General features: G+C 67.0%; 23 protein-coding genes. 17 read left to right on the forward strand and 6 right to left on the reverse strand.

The features are described from left to right. Window positions 1-20: 20 nt before the first annotated feature. On the reverse strand, window positions 21-1,343 hold the full coding sequence (locus Mspo_RS13065; RefSeq protein ID WP_159730406.1) for a murein L,D-transpeptidase: 1,323 nt from the start codon (window positions 1,341-1,343) through the stop codon (window positions 21-23). Between the two features lie 252 nt (window positions 1,344-1,595). Here Mspo_RS13065 and Mspo_RS13070 point away from each other — a divergent pair, with 252 nt between their 5' ends. From Mspo_RS13070 to Mspo_RS13090, 5 genes are all read left to right on the forward strand, one after another. Further along, window positions 1,596-2,153, forward strand: coding sequence for a sigma-70 family RNA polymerase sigma factor (locus Mspo_RS13070; RefSeq protein WP_159730408.1), 558 nt, complete (start codon window positions 1,596-1,598; stop codon window positions 2,151-2,153). Then, complete coding sequence (locus tag Mspo_RS13075) at window positions 2,150-2,788, forward strand: NrsF family protein (protein WP_159730410.1); 639 nt, start codon at window positions 2,150-2,152, stop codon at window positions 2,786-2,788. The genes Mspo_RS13070 and Mspo_RS13075 overlap by 4 nt, the downstream gene beginning before the upstream one ends. Beyond that, window positions 2,782-3,522: a TlyA family RNA methyltransferase gene (locus Mspo_RS13080; protein WP_159730412.1), complete on the forward strand. Its 741-nt coding sequence runs from the start codon at window positions 2,782-2,784 to the stop codon at window positions 3,520-3,522. Before Mspo_RS13075 ends, Mspo_RS13080 begins: the two co-directional genes overlap by 7 nt. Continuing rightward, window positions 3,522-4,793: a class I SAM-dependent RNA methyltransferase gene (locus Mspo_RS13085; RefSeq protein WP_201281700.1), complete on the forward strand. Its 1,272-nt coding sequence runs from the start codon at window positions 3,522-3,524 to the stop codon at window positions 4,791-4,793. Before Mspo_RS13080 ends, Mspo_RS13085 begins: the two co-directional genes overlap by 1 nt. A 417-nt stretch (window positions 4,794-5,210) precedes the next feature. After that, window positions 5,211-6,629, forward strand: a complete 1,419-nt coding sequence (locus Mspo_RS13090) for an FAD-binding oxidoreductase (RefSeq protein ID WP_159730416.1) — start codon at window positions 5,211-5,213, stop codon at window positions 6,627-6,629. Here Mspo_RS13090 and Mspo_RS13095 read toward each other — a convergent pair. Together Mspo_RS13095 and Mspo_RS13100 are read right to left on the reverse strand one after the other, a co-directional pair. After that, on the reverse strand, window positions 6,607-7,239 hold the full coding sequence (locus Mspo_RS13095; RefSeq protein WP_244613433.1) for a hypothetical protein: 633 nt from the start codon (window positions 7,237-7,239) through the stop codon (window positions 6,607-6,609). The genes Mspo_RS13090 and Mspo_RS13095 overlap by 23 nt on opposite strands. A gap of 196 nt (window positions 7,240-7,435) precedes the next feature. Beyond that, the gene (locus Mspo_RS13100) at window positions 7,436-7,969 is read right to left on the reverse strand and encodes an invasion associated locus B family protein (RefSeq protein WP_159730420.1); all 534 of its coding nucleotides are present in this window, start codon (window positions 7,967-7,969) and stop codon (window positions 7,436-7,438) included. Window positions 7,970-8,314: 345 nt separating this feature from the next. Here Mspo_RS13100 and coxB point away from each other — a divergent pair, with 345 nt between their 5' ends. The 11 genes from coxB (at window position 8,315) to Mspo_RS13155 (ending at window position 18,297) form a co-directional block, all read left to right on the forward strand. Beyond that, a complete protein-coding gene (gene coxB / locus Mspo_RS13105) occupies window positions 8,315-9,193 on the forward strand; it encodes a cytochrome c oxidase subunit II (protein ID WP_159730422.1) in 879 nt (292 codons plus the stop codon). A 55-nt stretch (window positions 9,194-9,248) separates the two neighbouring features. After that, window positions 9,249-10,916, forward strand: a complete 1,668-nt coding sequence (gene ctaD, locus Mspo_RS13110; RefSeq protein ID WP_159730424.1) for a cytochrome c oxidase subunit I — start codon at window positions 9,249-9,251, stop codon at window positions 10,914-10,916. A 97-nt stretch (window positions 10,917-11,013) separates the two neighbouring features. After that, a complete protein-coding gene (locus Mspo_RS13115) occupies window positions 11,014-11,952 on the forward strand; it encodes a heme o synthase (protein ID WP_159730425.1) in 939 nt (312 codons plus the stop codon). A 10-nt stretch (window positions 11,953-11,962) separates the two neighbouring features. Continuing rightward, window positions 11,963-12,148 carry a hypothetical protein gene (locus Mspo_RS13120; protein WP_159730426.1) on the forward strand — a complete coding sequence of 62 codons (186 nt, stop codon included), beginning with the start codon at window positions 11,963-11,965 and terminating at the stop codon, window positions 12,146-12,148. Window positions 12,149-12,155: 7 nt separating this feature from the next. Next, entirely contained in the window at window positions 12,156-12,779 is a 624-nt protein-coding gene (locus Mspo_RS13125) for a cytochrome c oxidase assembly protein (protein ID WP_159730428.1), read from the forward strand. A gap of 211 nt (window positions 12,780-12,990) precedes the next feature. Further along, window positions 12,991-13,854, forward strand: a complete 864-nt coding sequence (locus Mspo_RS13130; protein ID WP_159730430.1) for a cytochrome c oxidase subunit 3 — start codon at window positions 12,991-12,993, stop codon at window positions 13,852-13,854. A gap of 101 nt (window positions 13,855-13,955) precedes the next feature. Next, on the forward strand, window positions 13,956-14,336 hold the full coding sequence (locus Mspo_RS13135; RefSeq protein WP_159730432.1) for a DUF983 domain-containing protein: 381 nt from the start codon (window positions 13,956-13,958) through the stop codon (window positions 14,334-14,336). After that, the gene (locus Mspo_RS13140) at window positions 14,326-15,051 is read left to right on the forward strand and encodes an SURF1 family protein (RefSeq protein WP_159730434.1); all 726 of its coding nucleotides are present in this window, start codon (window positions 14,326-14,328) and stop codon (window positions 15,049-15,051) included. The genes Mspo_RS13135 and Mspo_RS13140 overlap by 11 nt, the downstream gene beginning before the upstream one ends. Before the next feature lie 88 nt (window positions 15,052-15,139). Continuing rightward, window positions 15,140-16,552, forward strand: coding sequence for a threonine synthase (thrC, locus tag Mspo_RS13145; RefSeq protein ID WP_159730436.1), 1,413 nt, complete (start codon window positions 15,140-15,142; stop codon window positions 16,550-16,552). Window positions 16,553-16,562: 10 nt separating this feature from the next. Then, window positions 16,563-17,162, forward strand: coding sequence for a GNAT family N-acetyltransferase (locus Mspo_RS13150; protein ID WP_159730439.1), 600 nt, complete (start codon window positions 16,563-16,565; stop codon window positions 17,160-17,162). 355 nt (window positions 17,163-17,517) lie between these two features. After that, window positions 17,518-18,297 (forward strand): WecB/TagA/CpsF family glycosyltransferase, encoded by a 780-nt coding sequence (locus Mspo_RS13155; RefSeq protein ID WP_159730441.1) that lies wholly within the window; start codon window positions 17,518-17,520, stop codon window positions 18,295-18,297. Window positions 18,298-18,643: 346 nt separating this feature from the next. Here Mspo_RS13155 and hisG read toward each other — a convergent pair whose 3' ends face one another. Continuing rightward, a complete protein-coding gene (gene hisG / locus Mspo_RS13160; RefSeq protein ID WP_159730443.1) occupies window positions 18,644-19,615 on the reverse strand; it encodes an ATP phosphoribosyltransferase in 972 nt (323 codons plus the stop codon). Further along, window positions 19,612-20,751: an ATP phosphoribosyltransferase regulatory subunit gene (locus Mspo_RS13165; RefSeq protein WP_159730445.1), complete on the reverse strand. Its 1,140-nt coding sequence runs from the start codon at window positions 20,749-20,751 to the stop codon at window positions 19,612-19,614. Before Mspo_RS13165 ends, hisG begins: the two co-directional genes overlap by 4 nt. Before the next feature lie 242 nt (window positions 20,752-20,993). Here Mspo_RS13165 and Mspo_RS19930 point away from each other — a divergent pair, with 242 nt between their 5' ends. Continuing rightward, on the forward strand, window positions 20,994-21,647 hold the full coding sequence (locus tag Mspo_RS19930) for a hypothetical protein (protein WP_244613434.1): 654 nt from the start codon (window positions 20,994-20,996) through the stop codon (window positions 21,645-21,647). On the opposite strand, the gene Mspo_RS13180 is transcribed toward Mspo_RS19930, so the two are convergent. Next, window positions 21,596-21,871 carry a hypothetical protein gene (locus Mspo_RS13180; protein ID WP_159730451.1) on the reverse strand — a complete coding sequence of 92 codons (276 nt, stop codon included), beginning with the start codon at window positions 21,869-21,871 and terminating at the stop codon, window positions 21,596-21,598. The two genes, Mspo_RS19930 and Mspo_RS13180, sit on opposite strands and share 52 nt — an antisense overlap. Between the last annotated feature and the right edge of the window lie 281 nt (window positions 21,872-22,152).

A 22,152-nucleotide genomic window follows, 5' to 3' on the forward strand; every position in this document is an offset into this window, starting at 1 on the left:
GTGATCGCGCCTTTAGCAACTCAATTCTGGTCCTCGCCGAACACCGGCAGCGTCTGCGAGCGCGAAGCCTGCCGCTGGGCCACGGGCGTCGCCGCGGGCGCGGATTGCGGCAGGGCGGTGGTGAGGCCGAGGCCGTCGCGCTGATAAATATCCTCGCGGAACTGCATCACCCCGTCCGGCGTCGCCCAGGCGGTGACATAGACCCAATAGACCGGCACGGCGGGGGTGATCTTCACATCGATGCGCTCGCCGGAGCGGATCGCCTCGTCGATATGGTCGCGATCCCAGCCGGGCGTCTCCTTCAAGAGCCAGGCGACATAGTCGCGCACATTCTGCAGGCGGATGCAGCCCGAGGACACGAAGCGGAAATCGTCGCCGAAAATGCCCTTGGCCGGCGTATCGTGCATATAGACGCCGTAAGGATTGGCGATGTCGATGCGCACCACGCCGAGCGAGTTGAAGTCGCCGCCCGTGTCCTGGCGGAACTTGTAGTTCAGCGCCTCGAGCGAGTTCCAGTTGATCTGCTGCGGGGAGAGCTCGACGTTCTCCTTATTGTAGACGCGGATGTGGTTGTCCGCGAGATAGTTCGGGTCCGCCTGCATCTTGGGGATCAGATCCTTGCGGATGACGGAGGCGGGGACGGTCCAGAAGGGATTGAAATTGACCTGGATCGCCTTGGTCTGCATCACCGGCGACTGGCGGTCGATCTTGCCGACGCCGGCGGTGTGATGGGTGACGACATAGCCGTTCTCCACCGTCTCCACAGAGGCGGCGGGGATATTGGCCGTCACATAGCGATTGCCGAGATCGCGCGAGAAGCTGCGCAGGCGCACCAGATTGGTCTCGAGCTGACGCAGGCGCAGCTCGGCCGGCACGTTGAGCGCGGCGAAGGTCTGCGTCGAGACGACGCCCGTGGCGTTGACGCCGTGCCGAGCCTGGAAGCGGCGCACCGCGGATTCCACGTACGAATCGAAGACGGGGCTCGTCCCCGCCTCCGCGCCGATGTCGCCGGAGACGATCAGGCGGCGGCGCAGCGCCGAGACCGCCGGGCCGTTGGAGCCGAGGCGCAGCTGCTGGCCGGCGGGCACCATGGGCCAGCCGCCGCGCGCGACGATCTCCTGCAATTGCTGGATCGCGGCTTCTGTCGCCGCGACCGTCTGAGTCGAGAGGATGGGGGTCGTCGAGCGCGAGACGGTCAATCTCGGATCGGCGTCATAGCGCTGCGCCCATTCCGCCTGGCCGTCATAGACGTCGCCCGCGGCGAAGGCCGCCGGCGCTCCGGCGCAGGCGAGCGCGAGGACGAGAGCATTGCGCGAAAAGGCGGACTTCGAAAACTTACGCAAGGAGTAGCTCCAATCCGACTGCGCCCTCGCCGAGGGCGGGGCCGCGGTCGCGCGGCGCGTCGATAGATTTGCGATTCTTTCGTTAAGAAGGAGCGAATAGTCCGGCGATTTTGTGTCATGACTCGAATTGTGATCCGGCGCGAATTGGGCATGGCGCGAATTGGGCGAAGAGACGCTCGACGCGCCACTCGACGCGCCCCCTGCGCATGACGTAACGAGAGGGCGCTGTTTCACGAATGACAAGGTGGACGTTTGGGAGCGCCGAGAGCCGAGGAGGAGTGGGCCGTGCTGATGCGCGCCGCCATTGCCGGCGATTCGGGCGCCTATAAGAGGCTGCTCGTTTCGCTGACGCCGGCGCTGCGGGGGATCGCGCGGCGCGATTGCGCGCGGCTCGGCCTCGACATCGGCGAGGCGGAGGATGTCGTGCAGGAGACGCTGCTCGCGATCCATCTGAAGCGCGACACATGGGACGTGGGCAGGCCGATCGGCCCGTGGATCATGACGATCGCGCGCAACAAGCTCATCGATGCGCGCCGCAGACGCGGCGCCAAGGAGCCGCTGCCGATCGACGACGCCTTCGATCTCGCCGCGCCCGAGGCGGCGGACGACGGGCTCGACCGGCAGGACGTCGACCGCCTGCTCGAAGAGCTCGGCGATCGCCAGCGCGATCTGGTGCGCTTCCTGTCGATCGACGGACATTCGGTGAAAGAGGCGGCCGAGCGGCATGGCATGAGCGAGGGCGCGGTGCGCGTCGCGCTGCATCGGGCGATCAAGACGCTGGCGGGGCTCTATCGGAAAGGCGAGACATGAAAACGCAAGAGCTGATCGGCGCGCTCGTCGCGGACCATGCGCCGTCGCGTTTTCGCTTCGCGCGCATCTTCGCCCTGTCGCTCGCGGCCGCCGCCGTCGCCGCCGCCGTCGCGTTCTTCGCTTTCATCGGCGTCAGGCCCGATCTCGGCGCCGCGGCGCAACACCTGCGCTTTCTCACGAAATTGGCGGTGACGCTCACCCTGCTCGCGGCCGGGGTCGGCCTGCTGCGACGGCTCGCCGTGCCGGGCGCCGATGTCGGCTATTGGCGTTTCGCGCCGCTCGTCGCGCTCGCCGTGCTCATTGTCGCCGTGGCGCTCGAGCTTCTCGCCGCGCCTTCCGACTCCTGGGGCGCGCGTCTCGTCGGCGTCAACGCGCGTTTCTGCCTGATTTTCATTCCCGCCATCGCCATCGGCCCGCTCGCGATACTTCTGATCGCGCTGAGGCGCGGCGCGCCGAGCCGGCCGGCGGTCGCCGGCGCGGTCGCCGGCCTCGTCGCCGGCGCGCTCGCGGCGAGCTTCTATGCGGCCCATTGCCAGGACGACAGTCCGCTCTTCGTCGCCGTCTGGTATTCGCTGGCGATCGGTCTCGTCACCCTCGCCGGCTCGGCGCTCGGCGCGCGGCTGCTGCGATGGTGAGCGCGCCCGCGCCGCTTCGCGCCGATGTGGCGCTCTGCGAACGCGGCCTGTTCGAGAGCCGCGCCAAGGCGCGCGAGGCCATTCTCGCCGGCCTCGTTGAGGTCGACGGCCGCAGGATCGCCAAGCCCTCGCAGCCCGTCGCGCCGGGCGCCGAGATCATCGCGCAGGCGCCGCATCCTTACGTGTCGCGCGGCGGCGTGAAGCTCGCCCATGCGCTCGAAACATTCGGCGTCGACGCGAGAGATCGCTACTGTCTCGACCTCGGCGCCTCGACCGGCGGCTTCACCGACGCGCTGCTGCGTTCGGGGGCGCGCCATGTGGTCGCTGTGGATGTCGGCCACGACCAATTGCATGAGAGGCTGCGCCACGATCCGCGCGTGACCTCGCTCGAGGGGCTCGACGCGCGCTCTGTTTCCGCGGCGCATCTCGCCGAGGCGCCTTCGCTCATCGTCGTCGACGCCAGCTTCATCTCGCTCGCGCTGCTTCTGCCGCCCGTTCTGCCGCTCGCCGCCGAGGGGGCCGAGCTCGTCGCTCTGGTCAAGCCGCAGTTCGAGGCGGGACGCAGGGCCGGCAAGAAGGGCGTCGTGCGCGACGAAGCCGTTCACCGGCAAGTCTGCGCGCGCGTCGCGGCGGAGGTCGAGGCGCTCTCCTGGCGCGTTCCCGCCGTGATCGCTTCGCCGATTTTGGGCGGCGAGGGGAATCGCGAATTTCTCCTCCATGCGCGGCGGGCGTGATGCTGCGGCGGCTCGTCATCGAACGTCTCGGCCATCGCGGCGAGGGGGTCGCCCGTGCAAAGGAGGGGCTCGTCTTCGTTCCCTTCGCGCTGCCGGGCGAGACGGTTCTCGCCGAGACGGAGGGCGAGCGCGCGCGTCTCGTGGATATCCTCGAGCCTTCGCCGGATCGTATCGAGCCCTTCTGCCCGCATTATGGAATCTGCGGCGGCTGCGCCGTGCAGACGCTGGCCGAGCCCGCCTATGCCGGCTGGAAGCGCGGCCTCGCCGAAACGGCGCTGCGCAACGCCGGTCTCGACTGGCCGGTCGAGCCGCTCGTCGACGCCCATGGCGCCGGGCGCCGGCGCGTGACCTTCCACGCCCGCTTCGAGAAAGGCGAGGCGCGGGTGGGCTTCATGCGCGCCCGCTCGCATGAGCTCGTCGAGATCGAGGCCTGTCCGCTGCTCGAGGCGGCCCTCGCGGGCGCGCCCGCCGCGGCGCGCGCTCTGGCGCAGGCGCTGGCCGGACGCGGCAAGCCGCTCGATCTCGCCGTGACGGCGACGACGGGCGGGCTCGATGTCGATATTCGTGGCGCCGGCGCGCTCGAGGAGCGCGAGACGCTGACTTTGCTCGAGCTCGCGGAACGCCTCGATCTCGCCCGTCTCGCCAATCATGGGCGGTTGGTGACGCTGCGCCTCCCGCCCGGGGTGATGGTCGGGAAGACGCAAGTCCTTCCGCCGCCCGGCGCCTTTCTACAGGCGACCGCCGAGGGCGAGGCGGCGATCGCCCGCCTCGTCGCGCAGGGCGTCGGCGAGAAGGCCAAGCGCGTCGCCGATCTCTTCTGCGGCGTCGGCGCCTTCGCGCTGCGGCTCGCCGAGCGCGCTCGAGTGACGGCGATCGATGCGGATGTGGCGGCGGTGGAGGCGTTGGATCGCGCCGCCCGCACGACGCGGGGGCTACGTCAGATCGAGGCGCAGGCGCGCGATCTGTTCCGCCGCCCGCTCGACGCGCAGGAGCTCGCCCGTTTCGACGCCGTCGTCTTCGATCCGCCGCGCGCCGGAGCCATGGCGCAGGCGCAGGCGCTGGCAGGCTCCGCCGTGCGCCGCATCGTCGCCGTCTCCTGCGATCCGCAGAGCTTCGCGCGCGACGCCGCAATTCTGAGCAAGGGCGGATATGCCGCAAAATTCATCACGCCGATCGATCAATTTCGGCATTCGCCTCATCTCGAGGTCGTCGCGCTCTTCGAGAAGGCGGCGGAGGCGGCGCCGCGCCGGCGGCTATTGTCGCGCCAGTAAGCCGCGTGACCGCGCATTTTCTAAGTAAGTCTACTTATGGCGACGCAAGCTCGAAAGCCTACATTCGCGCAATGGCCTGCATGTGACAACGGACGGATTTCAGGAAGCATTTCGGGCTTGGCCGGGTTATTTTTCTTGCCAGCCCGGTCGAGTTGGGCATAGGATTTGCGTCCATGCCCAGCATGGGGAGCCGGCTCCGAGAGGGTCCGCGCTCGAATCTGGAAGGAGATGGTCACATGAATGCGCTTCTCGCCGCAACATTGTGCAGTATCGTCCTCGGCGGGCTTCCGATCGCCGCCGCCGCTTATGTGCGGGTCCGCCGCTCGGATGAAGCGCATCGTCGTCGCCATTGGTGACGCCGCAACGAGGTGATCCTTCTGACCGCCCTCGTGAAAGGACGCCTCGCAAAAGGACGCGATGACGAGACGTGACGATTCGGGGCTGCTCGATCGCTTGAGCGCGATTGTCGGAAGATCCGGCGTCATCGTCGATCCTGGCGCCATGGCTGCCTATCTCCATGAGCCGCGCGACGCTTTTTTCGGCCGCGCCCTTTCCGTCGTCGAGCCGCGAAGCGCCCGCGAGGTCGCTTCCATTCTCGCCCTCTGCAACGACGCCGGCGTCGGCGTCGTCCCGCAGGGCGGCAATACGGGACTCGTCGGCGGCCAGACGCCCGACGAGAGCGGCGCGCAGATCGTTCTGTCGCTGCGCAAGCTCGACAAGATCCGCGAGGTCGATTCCGCTTCCGACACGATGACCGTCGAGGCCGGAGTCATTCTCGCCAACGCCCAGGCCGCCGCGGAGGCGGTCGGCCGTTATTTCCCGCTCTCGCTCGCCGCCGAAGGCAGTTGCACGATCGGCGGGAATCTCGCCACCAACGCCGGCGGCGTGCATGTGATCGCCTATGGCGCGGCGCGCGATCTCGCGCTCGGGCTCGAGGTGGCGCTCGCCGACGGGCGGCTGCTGTCGGGGCTCTCCAAGCTGCGCAAGGACAATACGGGCTATGACCTCGCCCATTTGTTCATCGGCTCGGAGGGCACGCTCGGCGTCATCACCGCCGCGACGCTGAAGCTCTTTCCCTTGCCGCGCTCGCGCGCGACAGCCTTCGTCGGCCTCGCCGATCCGCGCGCGGCGCTCGCGCTGCTGTCGCTCGCCAAGGCGCGCGCCGGCGCGGCGCTCGTCGCCTTCGAGCTGATTCCGCGCATCGGCGTCGAATTCGTGCTCCGCCATATGAGCGGGGTTCGCGATCCGCTCTCCGGCGCGCATCGCTGGTATGTGCTCATCGAGCTCGCTTCGCCCGCCGAGAGCGGCGTCGAGGAGCTATTGACCGAATTGCTGGGGGAAGCGTTGGAGCAGGGCGTCGCCGAGGACGCGGCCGTCGCCGCCACGCTCGAGCAGCGGGCCGGTCTGTGGAAGCTGCGCGAAACGCTTCCCGAGGCGCAAAAGCCCGAGGGCGGCTCGATCAAGCACGACGTCTCCGTGCCGCTCGAATCGATTCCCGCCTTTCTCGAAGAGGCCAACGCCCTCGTCACGGCGCATGCGCCGGGCGCGCGGCCGACGCCCTTCGGCCATATGGGCGACGGCAATATTCACTATAACGTCTCGCAGCCCGAGTGCGCCGACCGCGCCGCCTTCCTCGCCCGACGCGAGGAGATCAATGAGATCGTGCATGGGCTGGTGACGAAATATTCGGGCTCGGTCTCCGCCGAGCATGGCGTCGGCGCGCTGAAGCGCGATCTCCTGCGCAAGGTGAAGGACCCGGTCGCGCTCGAGCTGATGCGCGCGATCAAATCGGCGCTCGACCCGAAGGGAATCCTCAATCCTGGGAAGATGCTGTAGGCGCCGTGCGGACATGGCGGCGGCGGCGCTTCTGCTCCGGCGCGGCCTTGTCCGCCGCTCCGCCCTCGAAGCCGACGAGTATCTCGTAATCATCGGCGGCCTGCGCGCCGAGATAGGGAACCGAGAGCGGCTCGGCGATCAGGCGGAACTCGCCGCGCGCGGCGCCGGCGGGCACGATCGCCGAGACGCGATAGGATTTGGAGTCGAGAATCGCCTCGTCCTTCTGCCGCCGCGCGGAGATTTTCACCGAGCCGGAAAATGCGCCCGGCTGGCCGGCGGGGCCGAGCACGGCCGCTCCCTCCACGCCGACCTTGATGAGGATCTGATCGCCCGCGACCGAGCATTCGCGCGCGAGATGCGACAGCGAGAGCTGATAGCGGACCGAGGCATTGTCCGCGCCCGGCGGCGCGCGCAGCGTGGCGGCGCCGGTGTCGACGAGAATCTCGGGGCAATCGACCGCCGCGCCCGGCGCGGCCTGCGCGGGCCGTTCGGACTTCTGCTCCTTCTCGCCGCCGCCGAAAACCGAGAAGGGATTGGGAATCTCGAAGGCGCAGGCGCCGCTTGTCGTCAGCGCGGAAATCGAGAGAATCGCGCCAAAGCGCCGCATCATGCGTCCCGTATCCATCGGCCTTCCACCCTCCGCTCGGCCAGCCCCCTCCCCAGCCCTCCCCCGCTTCGCGGGAGAGGGAGCAGACTCGGCGCTTCATCGAGGGCTCGCGTCGCGCCTGCCGTTTCCCCTCTCCCGCGGAGCGGGGGAGGGGGAGGGAGGGGGCGCTTCGCCCTTCGTCACGCAGGCATTACCGCCATCACGGCAGTTTGGCGAATCCCTCTTTGAAGCCGGCGAGCGACAGCGGCAGGCCGACGCCCTCGTCGGGCGTCAGATAGATGACGAAGGTCGCCGTCCTGCCGTTCTTGAGCTGCTCGATGAGCGCATCGTCCATGACGACGTCGGCGACGCAGCCCGAGGGCAGGCAGCGCACGAAGCCCGTGTCGCCGATGCGGGTCTTGTCGATGGTGAGGCCGAGCCCCTTGATGAGCAGCACATTGAGCGGCGCGATCACGCGCAGCAGCCGGCTCTTGCCGTCGCTCGTCTTCAGCACGACGACGACCAGATTGACATTGGCTTTGTCCTCCGCCGCGACGCTCTGAATGAGCGCGCATTGCTCGGCGGCGGCGCCGGCGGGCGTCTCGCAGCGAATCTCCCAATCGCCATATTTCGACTTCACCGCTCCCTGGGCGGCGGCGGGCGTGGCTGCACTAAATGCTGCGACTGCGAAACCCATCCCCGCGACCACATGTCGCAACCTCGCGAGCCGGGCGTCGGCGGCGTGCGGCCTCATTTTCGCTCCATCTTTCTATCGATGCGGATTTCACTGGCCATTAGGATGGAAACCGGGTCAAAACGGGGCGTTGCGAACACTCACGAAGCTGGCGCTTTGCGTAGCAAATGGCCGCCCTCTGTCAAGCGGAAGGGCGCCGACGCCGCAATTTTGCGCAGCCGGAGGCGGCGCGACTTTTTGTCAGGCAGACTGTGGCGCCGCAGCGATTGCGCGACAACGCCGTTTGTGGTTGAACCCGCCTGGGAATACCTGACGAGCCGGATTAGTGGCGGATTCGGCGCGATCACAACGACCGGATAACAGCATCAAAACGACCTTGTTCTAAAGGTCCGAGAGGCGATCTTCATGCTCATCGGCAGACGACCCACACTCCGCCGCGCGGCTTTGACGGCCGGCGCCGTATCTTCCCTCCTCCTGCTCGCGGGCGTCGCATCCGCCCAGGTGGTCGGCCAGCCCACTCCCGGAGGCCTCGGCCTCCCGACGACGGTGACGGAAGTGGGAGCCGAAACGCAATTTTTCTACAATGTGGTTCTGCTTCCCATCATCAGCTTCATCGGCCTCTTCGTTCTCGGCCTCCTGGTCTATGTCGGCTGGCGGTTCAACGAGAACGCCAATCCGGTTCCTTCCAAGCTCACCCATCACACCGGTCTCGAGATCGCCTGGACGCTGGTCCCGGTCCTCATTCTGGTGTTCATCGCCATCCCCTCCTTCCGTCTGCTCGCGCATCAGATGGAGATCCCCGAGCCGAAGGTGACGATCAAGGTCACGGGCAACCAGTGGTACTGGTCCTACGCCTATCCGGAGGATCAGGGCGGCGGATTCGCCTTCGATCAGTTCATGAAGCCCGATTCGGACATCAAGCCTGAGAATGGCGACGTTCGTCTGCTCTCGGTGGACAATGAGGCGGTGGTGCCGGTCGGCGAGGTGGTCAAGCTGCAGGTGGTCGCCTCCGACGTGATCCACTCCTTCACCATTCCGGCCTTCACCATTCGCGTCGACGCCGTGCCCGGCCGTCTGAACGAGACTTGGTTCAAGGCCGAGAAGGAAGGCCTCTTCTACGGCCAGTGCTCGAAGATCTGCGGCAAGGATCATGCGTTCATGCCCGCCGCCATCCGCGTCGTCTCCAAGGAGAAATACGCCGAATGGCTGGTCGAGGCGAAGAAGAAGTTCGCCAAGGCCGACGACGGGCGCGTGCGCGTCGCCGCCGAGCCCGGCGTCCGCTGATTCTTTCGCATCGACCAACCGAACATAAAGCCAAGCATTCTCGAGGATCACGACCATGGACGCCATCTCGACCGAGGCGGGGGCCCACCACGACCATCCCACCGGCCTGCGCCGCTATCTCTTCTCGACCAATCACAAAGACATCGGCACGCTCTATCTGGTCCTCGCCGTCGTCGGCGGCCTCATCGGCTTCCTGATGTCGCTGGCCATTCGCGCCGAGCTCTCTCATCCCGGCATTTCCGTCTTTCCGGGCCTCTCCGCACTGCTGTACGGAACCGACCCGACCAATCTCGACGCCGCGAAGAATCTCTACAATGTGTTCATCACCGCCCATGGCGTGCTGATGATCTTCTTCTTCGTCATGCCGGCGCTGATGGGCGGCTTCGCCAACTGGTTCGTGCCGATCATGATCGGCGCGCCGGATATGGCCTTCCCGCGCCTCAACAACATCTCCTTCTGGCTGCTCGCCGCCTCGCTGGTGCTGCTCGTGCTGTCGATGTTCGCGGAGGGCGCTCCCGGCTCGCTCGGCTTCGGCGGCGGCTGGGTGTTCTACCCGCCATTGTCGTCCAACACGGGCCATCCGGGGCCGGCGATGGATTATGTGATCCTGTCGCTGCATCTCGCCGGCGCCTCGTCGATCCTCGGCTCGATCAACTTCATCACCACCATCTTCAACATGCGCGCGCCGGGCATGACGCTGCACAAAATGCCGCTCTTCGCCTGGGCCATGCTGGTGACCGCTTTCCTGCTGGTGCTGACCCTGCCCGTGCTCGCCGGCGCCATCACCATGCTGCTCACCGACCGCAACTTCGGCACCACCTTCTATGATCCGGCGGGCGGCGGCGATCCGATCCTGTTCCAGCATCTGTTCTGGTTCTTCGGCCATCCGGAAGTCTATGTGCTGATCCTGCCGGCCTTCGGCGTCATCAGCCACATCGTCTCCACCTTCTCGCGCAAGCCCGTGTTCGGCTATCTCGGCATGGCCTACGCCATGGTGTCGATCGGCTTCCTCGGCTGCATCGTGTGGGCGCACCACATGTATACGGTCGGCCTGTCGCTCAATGCGCAGCGCTATTTCGTCTTCGCGACCATGGTCATCGCGGTGCCGACGGGCATCAAGATCTTCTCCTGGATCGCGACGATGTGGGGCGGCTCGATCTCTTTCCGCGCGCCGATGGTCTGGGCGATCGGCTTCATCTTCGTGTTCACGCTCGGCGGCGTCACCGGCGTCGTGCTCGCGAACGCCTCGGCCGACCGCCAGCTGCACGAGACCTATTACGTCGTCGCGCATTTCCACTACACCATGTCGCTCGGCGCGGTGTTCGCGATCTTCGCGGCCTTCTACTACTGGTTCCCGAAGATGACCGGCTATCTCTACAATGAGACGCTGTCGAAGGCGCACTTCATCCTGCTGTTCATCGGCATCAACCTCGTCTTCTTCCCGCAGCACTTCCTCGGCCTCGCCGGCATGCCGCGCCGCTACATCGACTATCCCGACGCTTTCGCGCTGTGGAACTATTGGTCGTCGGTCGGCGCCGCCATCGCCGCGGTCAGCGTCCTGCTCTTCTTCTACACGGTGGCCGAGGCCTTCCTGCGCAAGCGCGAGGCGGGAGCCAATCCGTGGGGCGTGGGCGCGACGACGCTCGAATGGACCTTGTCCTCGCCGCCGCCCTTCCATCAGTTCGACACCCTGCCGCGCATCACCGGCTCGGGCCATCACTGACGCCATTTGTCGGGCCGCGGCGCTCAGCGGCCGTGGCCCGACACGATCAACGTCCGATCTCGAGGACGTTGGAACGAGAGCTTAGCGAGAGCGAGAGATGAGCGACGCCTCCTTCATCATCGACGAAGCTTCGGCCCCGCGCGCGCCTGTCGCCGCTCCCGGCGATTATTTCGCCCTGCTGAAGCCGCGGGTGATGTCGCTCGTCGTGTTCACCGCTCTCGCCGGCATATTGCTGGCGCCGAGCGCGCCGCATCCTTTCCTGGCCTTCGCCTCGCTGCTGGCCATCGCTGTCGGCGCGGGCGCCTCCGGCGCGCTCAACATGTGGTACGACGCCGATATCGACCGGCTGATGACGCGCACGCGCCGCCGGCCCATTCCGGCGGGCCGTCTCGGCCGCGAGGAGGCGCTCGCCTTCGGCCTGTTCCTTTCCGTGATGGCGGTGTTCACGCTCGGCCTCGTCGCCAATTGGCTGGCCGCCGGGCTGCTCGCCTTCACCATCTTCTTTTATGTCGTCGTCTATACGATGTGGCTGAAGCGCTCGACGCCGATGAACATCGTCATCGGCGGCGCGGCCGGCGCGCTGCCGCCCGTCGTCGGCTTCGCCGCGGCGACCGGCGCCGTCGATCTCTCGAGCATCGTCCTGTTCGGCGTCATCTTCATGTGGACGCCGCCGCATTTCTGGGCGCTGGCCCTCGTCAAGCGCGAGGAATACGGCCGCGCCGGCATTCCCATGCTGCCCAATGTGCATGGCGAAGCGCGCACCCGCCTCGAGATTCTCGCCTATTCCATCGCGCTCGCGCCCATCGGCGTCGCGCCCTATCTCCTGGGCTTCGCCTCGCCCGTCTATGGCCTCGTCGCGCTGGCGCTCGGCGCGGCGCTGATCGCTTGCGCCGTCGACGTCTATCTGCGCCGGGAGGGCGAGCGGGCCCGCCGCGCGGCGATGCGCCTCTTCTTCTTCTCCATCGTCTATTTGTCCCTTTTGTTCATGGTTCTGGTGGTCGAGAGGCTCGTCGCTCTCTCGTCCTGGCTCGCTTGAGCGGAGGAAGATGACGATGGGTCGATCCGAAGACACATCCGAGCGGCGGGAGGGAGTCGTCCTCACGCCGGAACAGGAGAAGAGCCGCCGCGCGCGCAACATCGCGATCGGCGTCGCCGTGGCGCTGTTCGTGGCGCTCTTTTACTTCGTCACCATAGTGAAGCTCGGCGGCAATGTCGTGCCGAGGGCGGGGTGAGATGGGCATGAGCGGGGATCGCGCAGACAAACAGAGCGGACGCCGCGCCGGCAAGGGCGCGGGGCTTCTGGTCGTCGGCTCCGTGGCCATGCTGATCCTGTCCTTCGCCTCCGTGCCGCTCTATCGCGCCTTCTGCGCGGCGACGGGATTCGGCGGCACGACGCAGGTCGCCAAGCTCGCCCCGGCCAAGCCCGGCGAGCGGCGGCTCTCCGTGCGTTTCGACGCCAATGTCGCGCGCGATCTGCCTTGGCGCTTCGAGCCGGAAACGCCCCGCATCGTGCTGCGCACCGGCGAGACGGCGACCGTCTATTACAAGGTCGTCAATCTCTCCGACCAGGAGACGGCCGGCGTCGCCGCCTATAATGTCAGCCCGGATCAGGCCGGGGCCTATTTCGACAAGCTCGCCTGTTTCTGCTTCTCGGAGCAGAAGCTCGCGCCGCATGAGAGCGCCGAATGGCCGGTGGTGTTCTTCCTCGACCCGGCGCTCGAGGCCGACGAGACGATGAAGCGCGTCGAGGAGATCACTCTGTCCTACTCCTTCTTCGCCTCCAAGAAACCCAAGGAGTCGAAACCCGAGGAGTCGAAACCGACCGGGGCGGCGAGCGCGCTCGCGGCGAAGCCGAAGAGTTGACGAATGACGAGAATGCGACGGGGGGCGTCCGCGGCGGGGCGAACCATCCCTAAAGCGTTTCCAGCCGAAGTGGACGCCGGTTCGGCGTCGGAAACGCGTCAAACCAAAAGCCGAGAGTCTTTCCTCGTTTCAGTGAAACAGGGAAAGACTCTAGCGAATGGAGCCCTGTGAACGAGACCGGCCCGGCCGGCGAAGTCTTAAGGAAATCATCATGGCGGACGGACACGCGAAACCAAATCACGACTATCATCTCGTCGATCCGAGCCCCTGGCCGATCGTCGGCTCGCTCGCCGCTCTGCTCACCGCGATCGGCGCGATCTATTGGATGAAGGGCCTGCCGCTGCTCGGCGTCAAGATCGGCGGCCCGGTTCTGTTCGCCGCCGGCTTCGCGGGCGTGCTCTTCACCATGTGGTCCTGGTGGGGCGACATCATCCGCGAGGCCGAGCATGAGGGCCATCACACCAAGGTGGTGCAGCTGCATCACCGCTATGGCGTGATTCTCTTCATCCTCTCCGAGGTGATGTTCTTCGTCGCCTGGTTCTGGGCCTTCTTCAATTCGGCGATCTTCCCCGCCGATCCGACGCAGGTCACGCGCACCGAGCTGTTCCAGGGCGTGTGGCCGCCGCATGGGATCGAAGTGCTCAATCCCTGGCATCTGCCGCTGCTCAACACGCTGATCCTGCTCACCTCGGGCGCGACACTCACCTGGGCGCATCACGGCCTGCTGCACAACGACCGCGACACGCTGAAGAAGGGCCTCATCGCCACCATCGCGCTCGGCCTGACCTTCACCGCGATCCAGGCCTATGAATACGCCCATGCGCCCTTCGCCTTCTCCGGCTCGATCTATGGCGCCACCTTCTTCATGGCGACCGGCTTCCACGGCTTCCATGTGATCGTCGGCTCGATCTTCCTCATCGTCTGCCTCGCGCGCGCCGTCGCCGGCCAGTTCAAGCCGGAGCAACATCTCGGCTTCGAGTTCGCGGCGTGGTATTGGCACTTCGTCGACGTCGTCTGGCTGTTCCTGTTCGCCTCCATCTATGTGTGGGGCAACTGGGGCGGCCATATGGAATGAGTGGACGGGCCCATCGCGGCTTCTGAAAGAAGCGCCGGCGGGACCGTCGGCGCTTCTCTCGTTTCGACGCCCTCTCGCCCTCGCAAAGGGATAGGAAAACCATGGCCGCCGACGAATATCCGCCCGTCAACCCTTATGTCGCCGGCCTCCTCGGCCATTGCCCGCGTTGCGGCAAGGGACATTTGTTCCAGGGCTTTCTGAAGCTCGCCCCGCGTTGCGAGGTCTGCGGGCTCGATCTCGCCTTCGCCGATTCGGGCGACGGGCCGGCCGTCTTCGTCATGACCATCGCCGGCTTCATCGTCGTCGGCGCGGCCCTCTGGGTCGAGGTCGCCTATGCGCCGCCCTATTGGGTGCATGCGCTCATCTTCCTGCCGCTCACCGTCGTCGTCTGCGCGGGGCTGCTGCGGCCGACGAAGAGCCTGCTGATCGCGCTGCAATATTTCAACAGGGCGGAGGAGGGCCAGCGCGCCGATGAGAACTGAGGCGCGCGCCCTGCTCGGGCCGGCGCTCTTCACTATTTTCATGGCGGCGCTGCTCGCAGGACTCGGCGTGTGGCAGCTGCGCCGCCTCGCCTGGAAGGAGGCGCTGATCGCCCGCGTGGAGACGCGCGCCGGCGCCGCGCCGGTCGAGGCGCCGCGCGCGCGTTGGACGGAGCTCGCGGCCGAGGATTATGATTTCCTCCATGTGCGCGTCTCGGGCCGTTTCGACCTTTCGCGCGAGGCGCTGATCTTCTCGCCGCCGCCCGCGGGCGCCGGCATAGAGCCGGGCTTTCGGGTGATCGCGCCCTTCCTGCTGGACGAGGGCGGGGCGATTCTCGTCGATCGCGGCTTTCTGCCGCTCTCCAAGCGCGCCGACGAGACGCGCAAGCGCGAACCCGCCGGGGATGTGACGCTCGTCGGCGTGCTGCGCGGCCCGCAGGCGCGCAATGTCTTCACTCCCGCCGATGCGCCGCAGCAGGGGCTCTTCTACACGGCCGACGCGCGCGTTCTCGCCGACCATCTGAAGCTCTCCGACGCCGCGCCCTTCCTGTTGGAGCTCGATCCCGCAGCCTCCGCGCCCGGCCTGCCGCGCGTCTATGACCACAATATCGAGCTCGCCAATAATCACCTCTCCTACGCCATCACCTGGTTCTCGCTGGCGGCGGCGGTGGCCGGGGGCTTCGCTTTCTACGCCCTAGGGCGGCTGAAGCAGCGCTGACGCGGCCGAAGCGGCCGAAGCGGCGCATGACGAATTTCGGCGCCTTCGGACTTTCCCGGCGCCGGGTCGGCGAGTTAGAAGAGACGCCGTGCGCTACATTTCCACACGCGGCGAAGCTCCCGAGCTCGCCTTCGAAGACGTCCTCCTCGCCGGCCTCGCGTCCGACGGCGGCCTCTATGCGCCTGTCTCCTATCCGGGACTCGCGCGCGGCGAGATCGCGGCCCTCGCCGGCCTTCCCTATCGGGAAGCGAGCGCGCGAATCATCGCCCCCTTCCTCGGCGAGGCCTTCACGGGCGAGGCGCTGCGCGCGCTGACGCGGGACGCCTATGCGAGCTTCCGCCACAGCGCCGTCGCGCCGCTCACGCAGATCGCCGAAAATCTCTTCGTCCTCGAGCTGTTCCACGGACCGACGCTGGCGTTCAAGGATCTCGCCATGCAATTGCTCGGGCGCATGATGGACGCCGTGCTGGCGCGGCGCGATCTGCGCGCGACCATCGTCGGCGCGACCTCCGGCGACACGGGCGCGGCGGCGATCGAGGCTTTCGCCGGCTTGGATCGCGTCGACGTCTTCATTCTCTATCCGCATGAGCGCGTCTCCGACGTGCAGCGCCGGCAGATGACCACTGTCGAGGCCGGCAACATCCACACCATCGCTCTTCGAGGCTCGTTCGACGACGCGCAATCGATATTGAAAGCGTTGTTTCGCGACGCTCGCTTCCGCGAGAGCGTCGGACTCGCCGGCGTCAATTCCATCAATTGGGCGCGCGTCGTCGCGCAGACCGCCTATTATTTCACGAGCGCCGTCGCGCTCGGCGCGCCTTTTCGCGAAGTGAGCTTTTCCGTGCCGACCGGCAATTTCGGCGACGTGCTCGCGGGCTATGTGGCCAAGCGCATGGGCCTGCCCGTCGGCCGTCTCGTCATCGGCACGAATTCCAATGATATTCTCGCGCGCGCGCTCGCGACCGGGCGCTATGAATTGCGCGAGGTGACGCCGACGCAATCGCCCTCCATGGACATTCAGATCTCGTCGAATTTCGAGCGTCTGCTGTTCGACGCCTATGGCCGCGACGCCGCGCAAATTCGCGGCCTCATGGGCGCGCTGGAGCAATCGAAGGGCTTCTCCGTCGCGCCCGCGCAACTCGAATCCATTCGCGCGGAGTTCGAGGCGAGCGCGTGCTACGAGGCCGATACGACGGCGGAGATCGCCCGCGCCTATCGCGAGACCGGCTACATTCTCGATCCCCATGCGGCGACAGGGGTTCATGCGGCGAGGAAGCGCCTCGCCGAGGATCCGTCGACGCCGATCGTGTCGCTGGCGACCGCGCATCCGGCGAAATTCCCGGACGCGGTGGAGCGGGCGATCGGCAAGCGGCCGGAACTCCCCGACCATCTCGCGCATATTCTCTCCGCGCGGGAGCGTTTCAGCGTCCTCGACAATGATGCGGCGAAGGTCGCGGCCTTCATCTCCGCGCGCGCCCGCGCGGCGCGCGCGCCGGCGTGAGAGGGCGACGATGGCGCTCTTTGGCCTCGTCCCCGCCTATCGCGATCTGCCGCTGCGCGGCGACGGCGTCTATCTGCGCGGCTCGGAGATGCGGGATTTCGTCCCCTGGGCTTCTCTCAGGGAGCGCAGCCGCGCCTTTCTGACGCCATGGGAGCCGACTTGGCCGGCCGACGATCTCACGCGCGCCAGCTTCCGCTATCGCGTGCGCCGCCACGCCGAGGAGATGGCGCGCGACGAGGCCTATTCCTTCTTCGTGTTTCGCGAGGCCGACGACACTCTGGTCGGCGGCCTGACGCTCGGCCATGTGCGGCGCGGCGTCTCGCAGGCGGCGACGCTCGGCTATTGGATGGGCGAGCCCTTTGCCGGCAAAGGCTATATGTCCCGCGCGGTGCGGGTGGCGCTGGACTATGCCTTCAACCGCCAGCGCCTGCACCGCATCGAGGCCGCCTGCCTGCCCACCAACGCCGCCTCCATCCGCCTGTTGGAGCGCAACGGCTTCATCCATGAGGGTTTCGCCCGGGCCTATCTCAACATCAACGGCCAATGGCGCGACCATCTCCTCTTCGCTCGGCTCGACAGCGATCCGTCGCGGGCCCGTCGGCTGCTCTGAGCGGGCGACAACGCCGAAAGACGGCGTCATTCCCGGCAGGCCGAAGGCCTGACCGGGAATCCAGGGCAATGACACAAAGACACGGCCTGTCGCTCCGGATTCCCGATCGCTCGCGTTGCGAGCGTCCGGAATGACGTCCTCTCTAGAGTTATTTGGATTCGCATGTTCTTTTCTGAAAACCGCTTCGCACTTTTCGGGAACATGCTCTAGCGGTCGAAGCGCAAGCGCTCATCCACGTTTCGAAACCGCACAGCCGAGCCTCGATTTTCGCTGGCACGCATCTCTCAACCTATCCTGCGACATCGCCGTCCGCGTCTCGAAACGGGACGGCAGGCGCAAAAAGGGTAGTGTATTCATGGCGTTCCACGATTATCCGGCGTTCTGGGACATCGAGGAGGTCACAGTCGGCGGGGCGCGGGTCGCGCGTCTCGATCTCGCGGGGACCGCGAGGCTGATGATCGAGGCGGCGCGCCGCCCCGCGCGCGCGAACGGCCCCCTCTATCTCACTTCCGTCAATGGCGAGGTGCTGGCGCGCCGTCGCGCCAGCCGCGCGTTCGCGGAGCTCGTGGATCGGGCCGATCTCATCAGCGCCGATGGCCAGCCGCTCGTCTTCGCCTCCCGCCTCCTGGGCGAGCGGTCGCTGCCGGAGCGCGTCGCGACGACCGATCTCTACCCGCTCGTCGCGGCGATGGCCGAGCGCGAGGGCGTGACCTTCTACCTCTATGGCGCGACGGAAGAGGTCAATCGCGCGACTTATGAGGAGACGAAGCGCCGCTTTCCGGGCCTGCGCATCGTCGGCCGCTCGCATGGCTATCTGCGGGGAGAGGAGCTCGAGCGCAAGATCGACGAGATCGACGCGCTCGCGCCGGATATCGTCTGGCTCGCGCTCGGCGTCCCGCGCGAGCAGGAATTCGTGATCGAATGGAGCGATCGCCTTCGAAACGTCAAAGTGATCAAGACATCTGGAGGCCTGTTCGATTTTCTCGCCGGCGCCAAGCGGCGGGCTCCCATGTGGATGCAGAAGGCCGGCCTCGAATGGGCGTATCGCCTTCGGCTCGAGCCGCGCCGGCTGTTGTTGCGCTATGTGACGACCAATCCGATCGCGTTGCTGCTGCTATTGCGCCACACGCATTGACCGTCCTCGCACATCCGCCGGAGCGTCGAAGCCGGCGGGCGTCCGAAGCCGCAAAGTATCGAGTTCGGCTTTCGGGTCCCCGGCGCGTCGCGCCACTCCGCCAGCGCCGGGGACGACGCCGCACCGGCGTCCGCTTCGGCTGAAAACGCTCTAAAGGAAGACGAGTCCGCAGACCCGCAAAACCATGTGCGGAACTCTCATACGGTTTGCGGGTGAATGCTTCGCATTCGGCATGGTCGTCATTGCGAGGAGCGGAGCGACGAAGCAATCCAGGGGCCGCCCCAAGGCTCTAGTTTGCTTCGCTTCGCTCGCAATGACGGCCGGGGCGGTCGTCACGGAAATGGCGTCAAATCCGCGCTTGCAGCCGGCTCCACAACGCATTCTCCGCGCTGAACACATAGTCGAGCCTGGCGCTGGTCACGGTGCGCGCGCCTTTGGCGATGAGCCAATCCGCAAATTGCGGCGCGCTATCCGCCGGCGCGGCGAAAGTGACGAAGCCGGCTTCGCCGCGCTCGCGCAGATCGGCCGAGAATTTCTCAGCCGCCTCGGCGAGCAGCGCCTCGCCCGCATCGGGCAGCCGCGCGCGGATTTCGCGCGTCGTGCGCGCGAGCTCCTCGGCCGCTATGCGCGAGAGAATGATGCGCGCCGCCTCCCGCGCGCGCGCAGTCCAGGGCGCGGCGAGCGAGGCGACGAGATTGGCCTGCGAGCGCAGGATCACGCCGTCGTCCAGCGTCTTCAGCGCATTGGCGGCGAGCGTCGCGCCGGTCGTCGTAATGTCGACGATGAGATCGGCGGAGCCCGCCGCCGGCGCGCCTTCCGTGGCGCCGGAGCTCTCGACGATGCGATAATCGCCGATCGCATGTTTGGCGAAGAAGCGGCGAGTCGTGTGCACATATTTGGTGGCGACGCGCAGCCCGCGGCTGTGGCGGGCGCGAAAGCCCGCCGAGACGTCGGCGAGATCGGCCATGGTACGAACGTCGATCCAGGCCTGCGGAACGGCGACCACCACATTCGCCTTGCCGAAGCCGAGCGGCGCCAAAATCTCCACCTTGCTCTCGGCGTCGGCGATCGTCTCGCGCACCAGATCCTCGCCGGTGACGCCGAGATGCACGTCGCCGCTCGCAAGCCGCGCGGTGATCTCGGAGGCCGAGAGAAAGGCCGCTTCCGCGTCATCGACGCCGGCGAGCTGGCCGCGATAGTCGCGCGCGCCGCGCCCCTGCGTGACCTCGACGCCGGCGCGGGCGAAAAAGGCGTTGGCGTTCTCCTGCAGCCGCCCCTTGGAGGGAACGGCGACGATGAGTCTGTCGGTCGGCGTCATGCCGCTGGTCCTTTGCGCGCCGCGAGGCGATCGATCCAAATGGCCGCGCCGACGGCGGGTATGTCGGATTTCGCGCCGAGCGTCCTCAGCAGCCGGTCGTAGCGCCCGCCGCCGATGAGCGGCGGACCGGAGGCGCCGGAGCGCGCCTCGAAGACGAAGCCCGAATAGTAATCGAGACGCCGCGCGAAGCTCGCCGAGAAGCGCACGCGATCGAGATCGACGCCGCGCGCGGCGAGAAAGCCGGAGCGCGTGTCGAAAGCGTCGAGAGCCGCGGCGAGATCGAGCGAGGCGTCGGCCGCGAGCTTGCGCAGCGTCGCGGAGGCCTCGTCGATCTGCCCCTGCACGGAGAAGAAGGCGTCGACCAGCGCATGGGTCTCGGCGCTCACTCCGGCGCCGCCGGCGAGCGCCGCCTGATCGAGAAAGCGTTCGGCGATCTCCGCCGCGCTGCGGCCGCCGACCGCCGAAATGCCGGCGATGGAGAGCAAATCCTCGACGAGCGCGCGCGCCTCTCTGGCGTCGACCTTCTCGAGCGCGGCGAGAACCCCGGCCTGCTCCTTGCCATTCGCCGGCGGGGCGAAAATCGTCGCGAGCGACTCGCCGCGGGCGTGTCCGGTCTCGAGCCGCCGGCGCCAGGCGGGCGGCAGGTCCAGCCGATCGAGGAAGGCCGAGACGAGGCCGGCGTCGCCGGTCTCGACATCGAGCGCGCCGCCGCCCACGCCCGCCGCGGCCTCGAGCGCGGCGGCGAGGATTTCGGCGTCGGCGGCCTCGCGATCGTCGCGGCCGAAGCTCTCGAGCCCCGCCTGCAGCAGCTCGCCCGTCCCTTCCTCGCCCTCGGCGGGAAAGCGGAACACCGTGCCGCCATAGGCGAAGGAGGCGGGCGCGCCGGCCGCGGGAGAAGAGAGATAGGCGAGGCAGACGGGAATCGTATATTCGGGCCGCAGGCACACATCCGCCCCGGCGGCGTCGCTCGTGAGATACAGGCGGCCGCGGAAATCCTCGCCCGAGCGATCGAGGAAGACGCCGGCCGGCTGCAGGATCTTCGGCTCGCAGCGGGCGAAGCCCGCGCGCTGGAACGACGCCAATATCGCGCCGAGAGCGTCGCCGCTCGAAAAATCGGTTTTCGCCGCCTCGTTCACGCCTTTGTCCTTCTTTTTCGGCCCTTCCTTAGCAAGCGCGGATGACCTTCGCATCCGCTTTCCGGAGGGAGAGTGAACGAAGTCGGAGCCGCTCCTCCAGCCGTTGACCGCGCGGCTCGACGCGATAGCATCGCCCAAGGCGTGTTCCTGCGTCTTTCAAACGAGCGCGTCTCCCGGCGTCCATCTCGCGATCACGCCTGTCGCAGCGACTTTGTTCGAGTTTCTATTCTGGAGATTTCAGCATGGGTTATGTCTTTTTTCGGTTGAATAGAGGGTCGTCGCTGGCGGGCATGGCGCCCGCCGCCCTGCCGGGGGGCGACTTCGGCAACGCCGTCCTGCCGCCGGGCATGTCGGGCGCGGCCGGAATGTATATCGTCATCAATTGCCAAGCCGACCAACACAACCGCTATGTCGGAATTTCCAACAATATCGGACAACGGTTCGCGGGCCGCATGGCGGTCGTCACCGAATTGGGGTTTCCGACTTCGACCATGGAGCGAATTTACGTGGTCTGGGGCTCGGTGAAGGTGCGCGACGAGGGAGCGCCTCCGATGACGATCACCGTCAAGAACGCCAAGCCGCCGCCCATGTTCGTCGCCTTTCCCCTCTGGTGGGACACGGACTGGAGGGAGGCGACGCCAGGCAATGGCGGCGCCTTCACGGCCATGGTCGACGGCAATCTAATCAATCTGGAGCATCTGTTGATCCGGTTCGTCATGGCGCGCATGGGCGCCGGGGGAACCGTCTCGAACAATCAGTTGATGGGCTCCTTCCATCATCCGGTGAGCGGCGGGAAGGGCGGCTCGCCGATCCGAGTGAAGTTTCATTCGGCGGCGTTCGGCGACTATCCCGAACATATTCGCGCCGATATCCTCGAGCCGGGCTCGACATGGTAGGGCGCGCTGGCGGAAAGCGCCTTCTTGCCATTGCGCGTCGCATTGCCGGAGAGGAAGGCGAGGTCGCATGTTCCGCCGCCGTCGGGGTCGATCGGCAGCGAGCCCTCCTCCTTCACCGCGAGCGAGGGCGGCGTTCCGGCGGAGCCGCCCGCCCAGGCCGTATTCTTCTCGACGAAGCTCTGCTTCGCGGCGTCGAGCTTGGCCTTGGAAACATCGATCTTCATCACGCTGGGGGCCGCGGCCGCCGGCCCCCAGCGCGACGTCGCTTCCCTCCGACGCCGGAATTCCGAAAGCTCTGGCGAGCGCGACTGACGAAAACTGCGCCGAGCCGACCCTCGTCCGACCCGGCTGCGCCGGGCCGCCTTGTCCCGCAGGCGGCACGGCTGTCCGGGGAAAATCAGGCATAGTGGAGTTCCAGCTGGTCTGGAGATTTCCATCGGCTCGGGACGAGGTATTTGGGCGGCGGCTCGTCGAGGAGCGCGATGGGTCGGCGGGCGAAGAGGAA

Source organism: Methylosinus sp. Ce-a6, from assembly GCF_009811655.1.
Taxonomy (GTDB): domain Bacteria; phylum Pseudomonadota; class Alphaproteobacteria; order Rhizobiales; family Beijerinckiaceae; genus Methylosinus.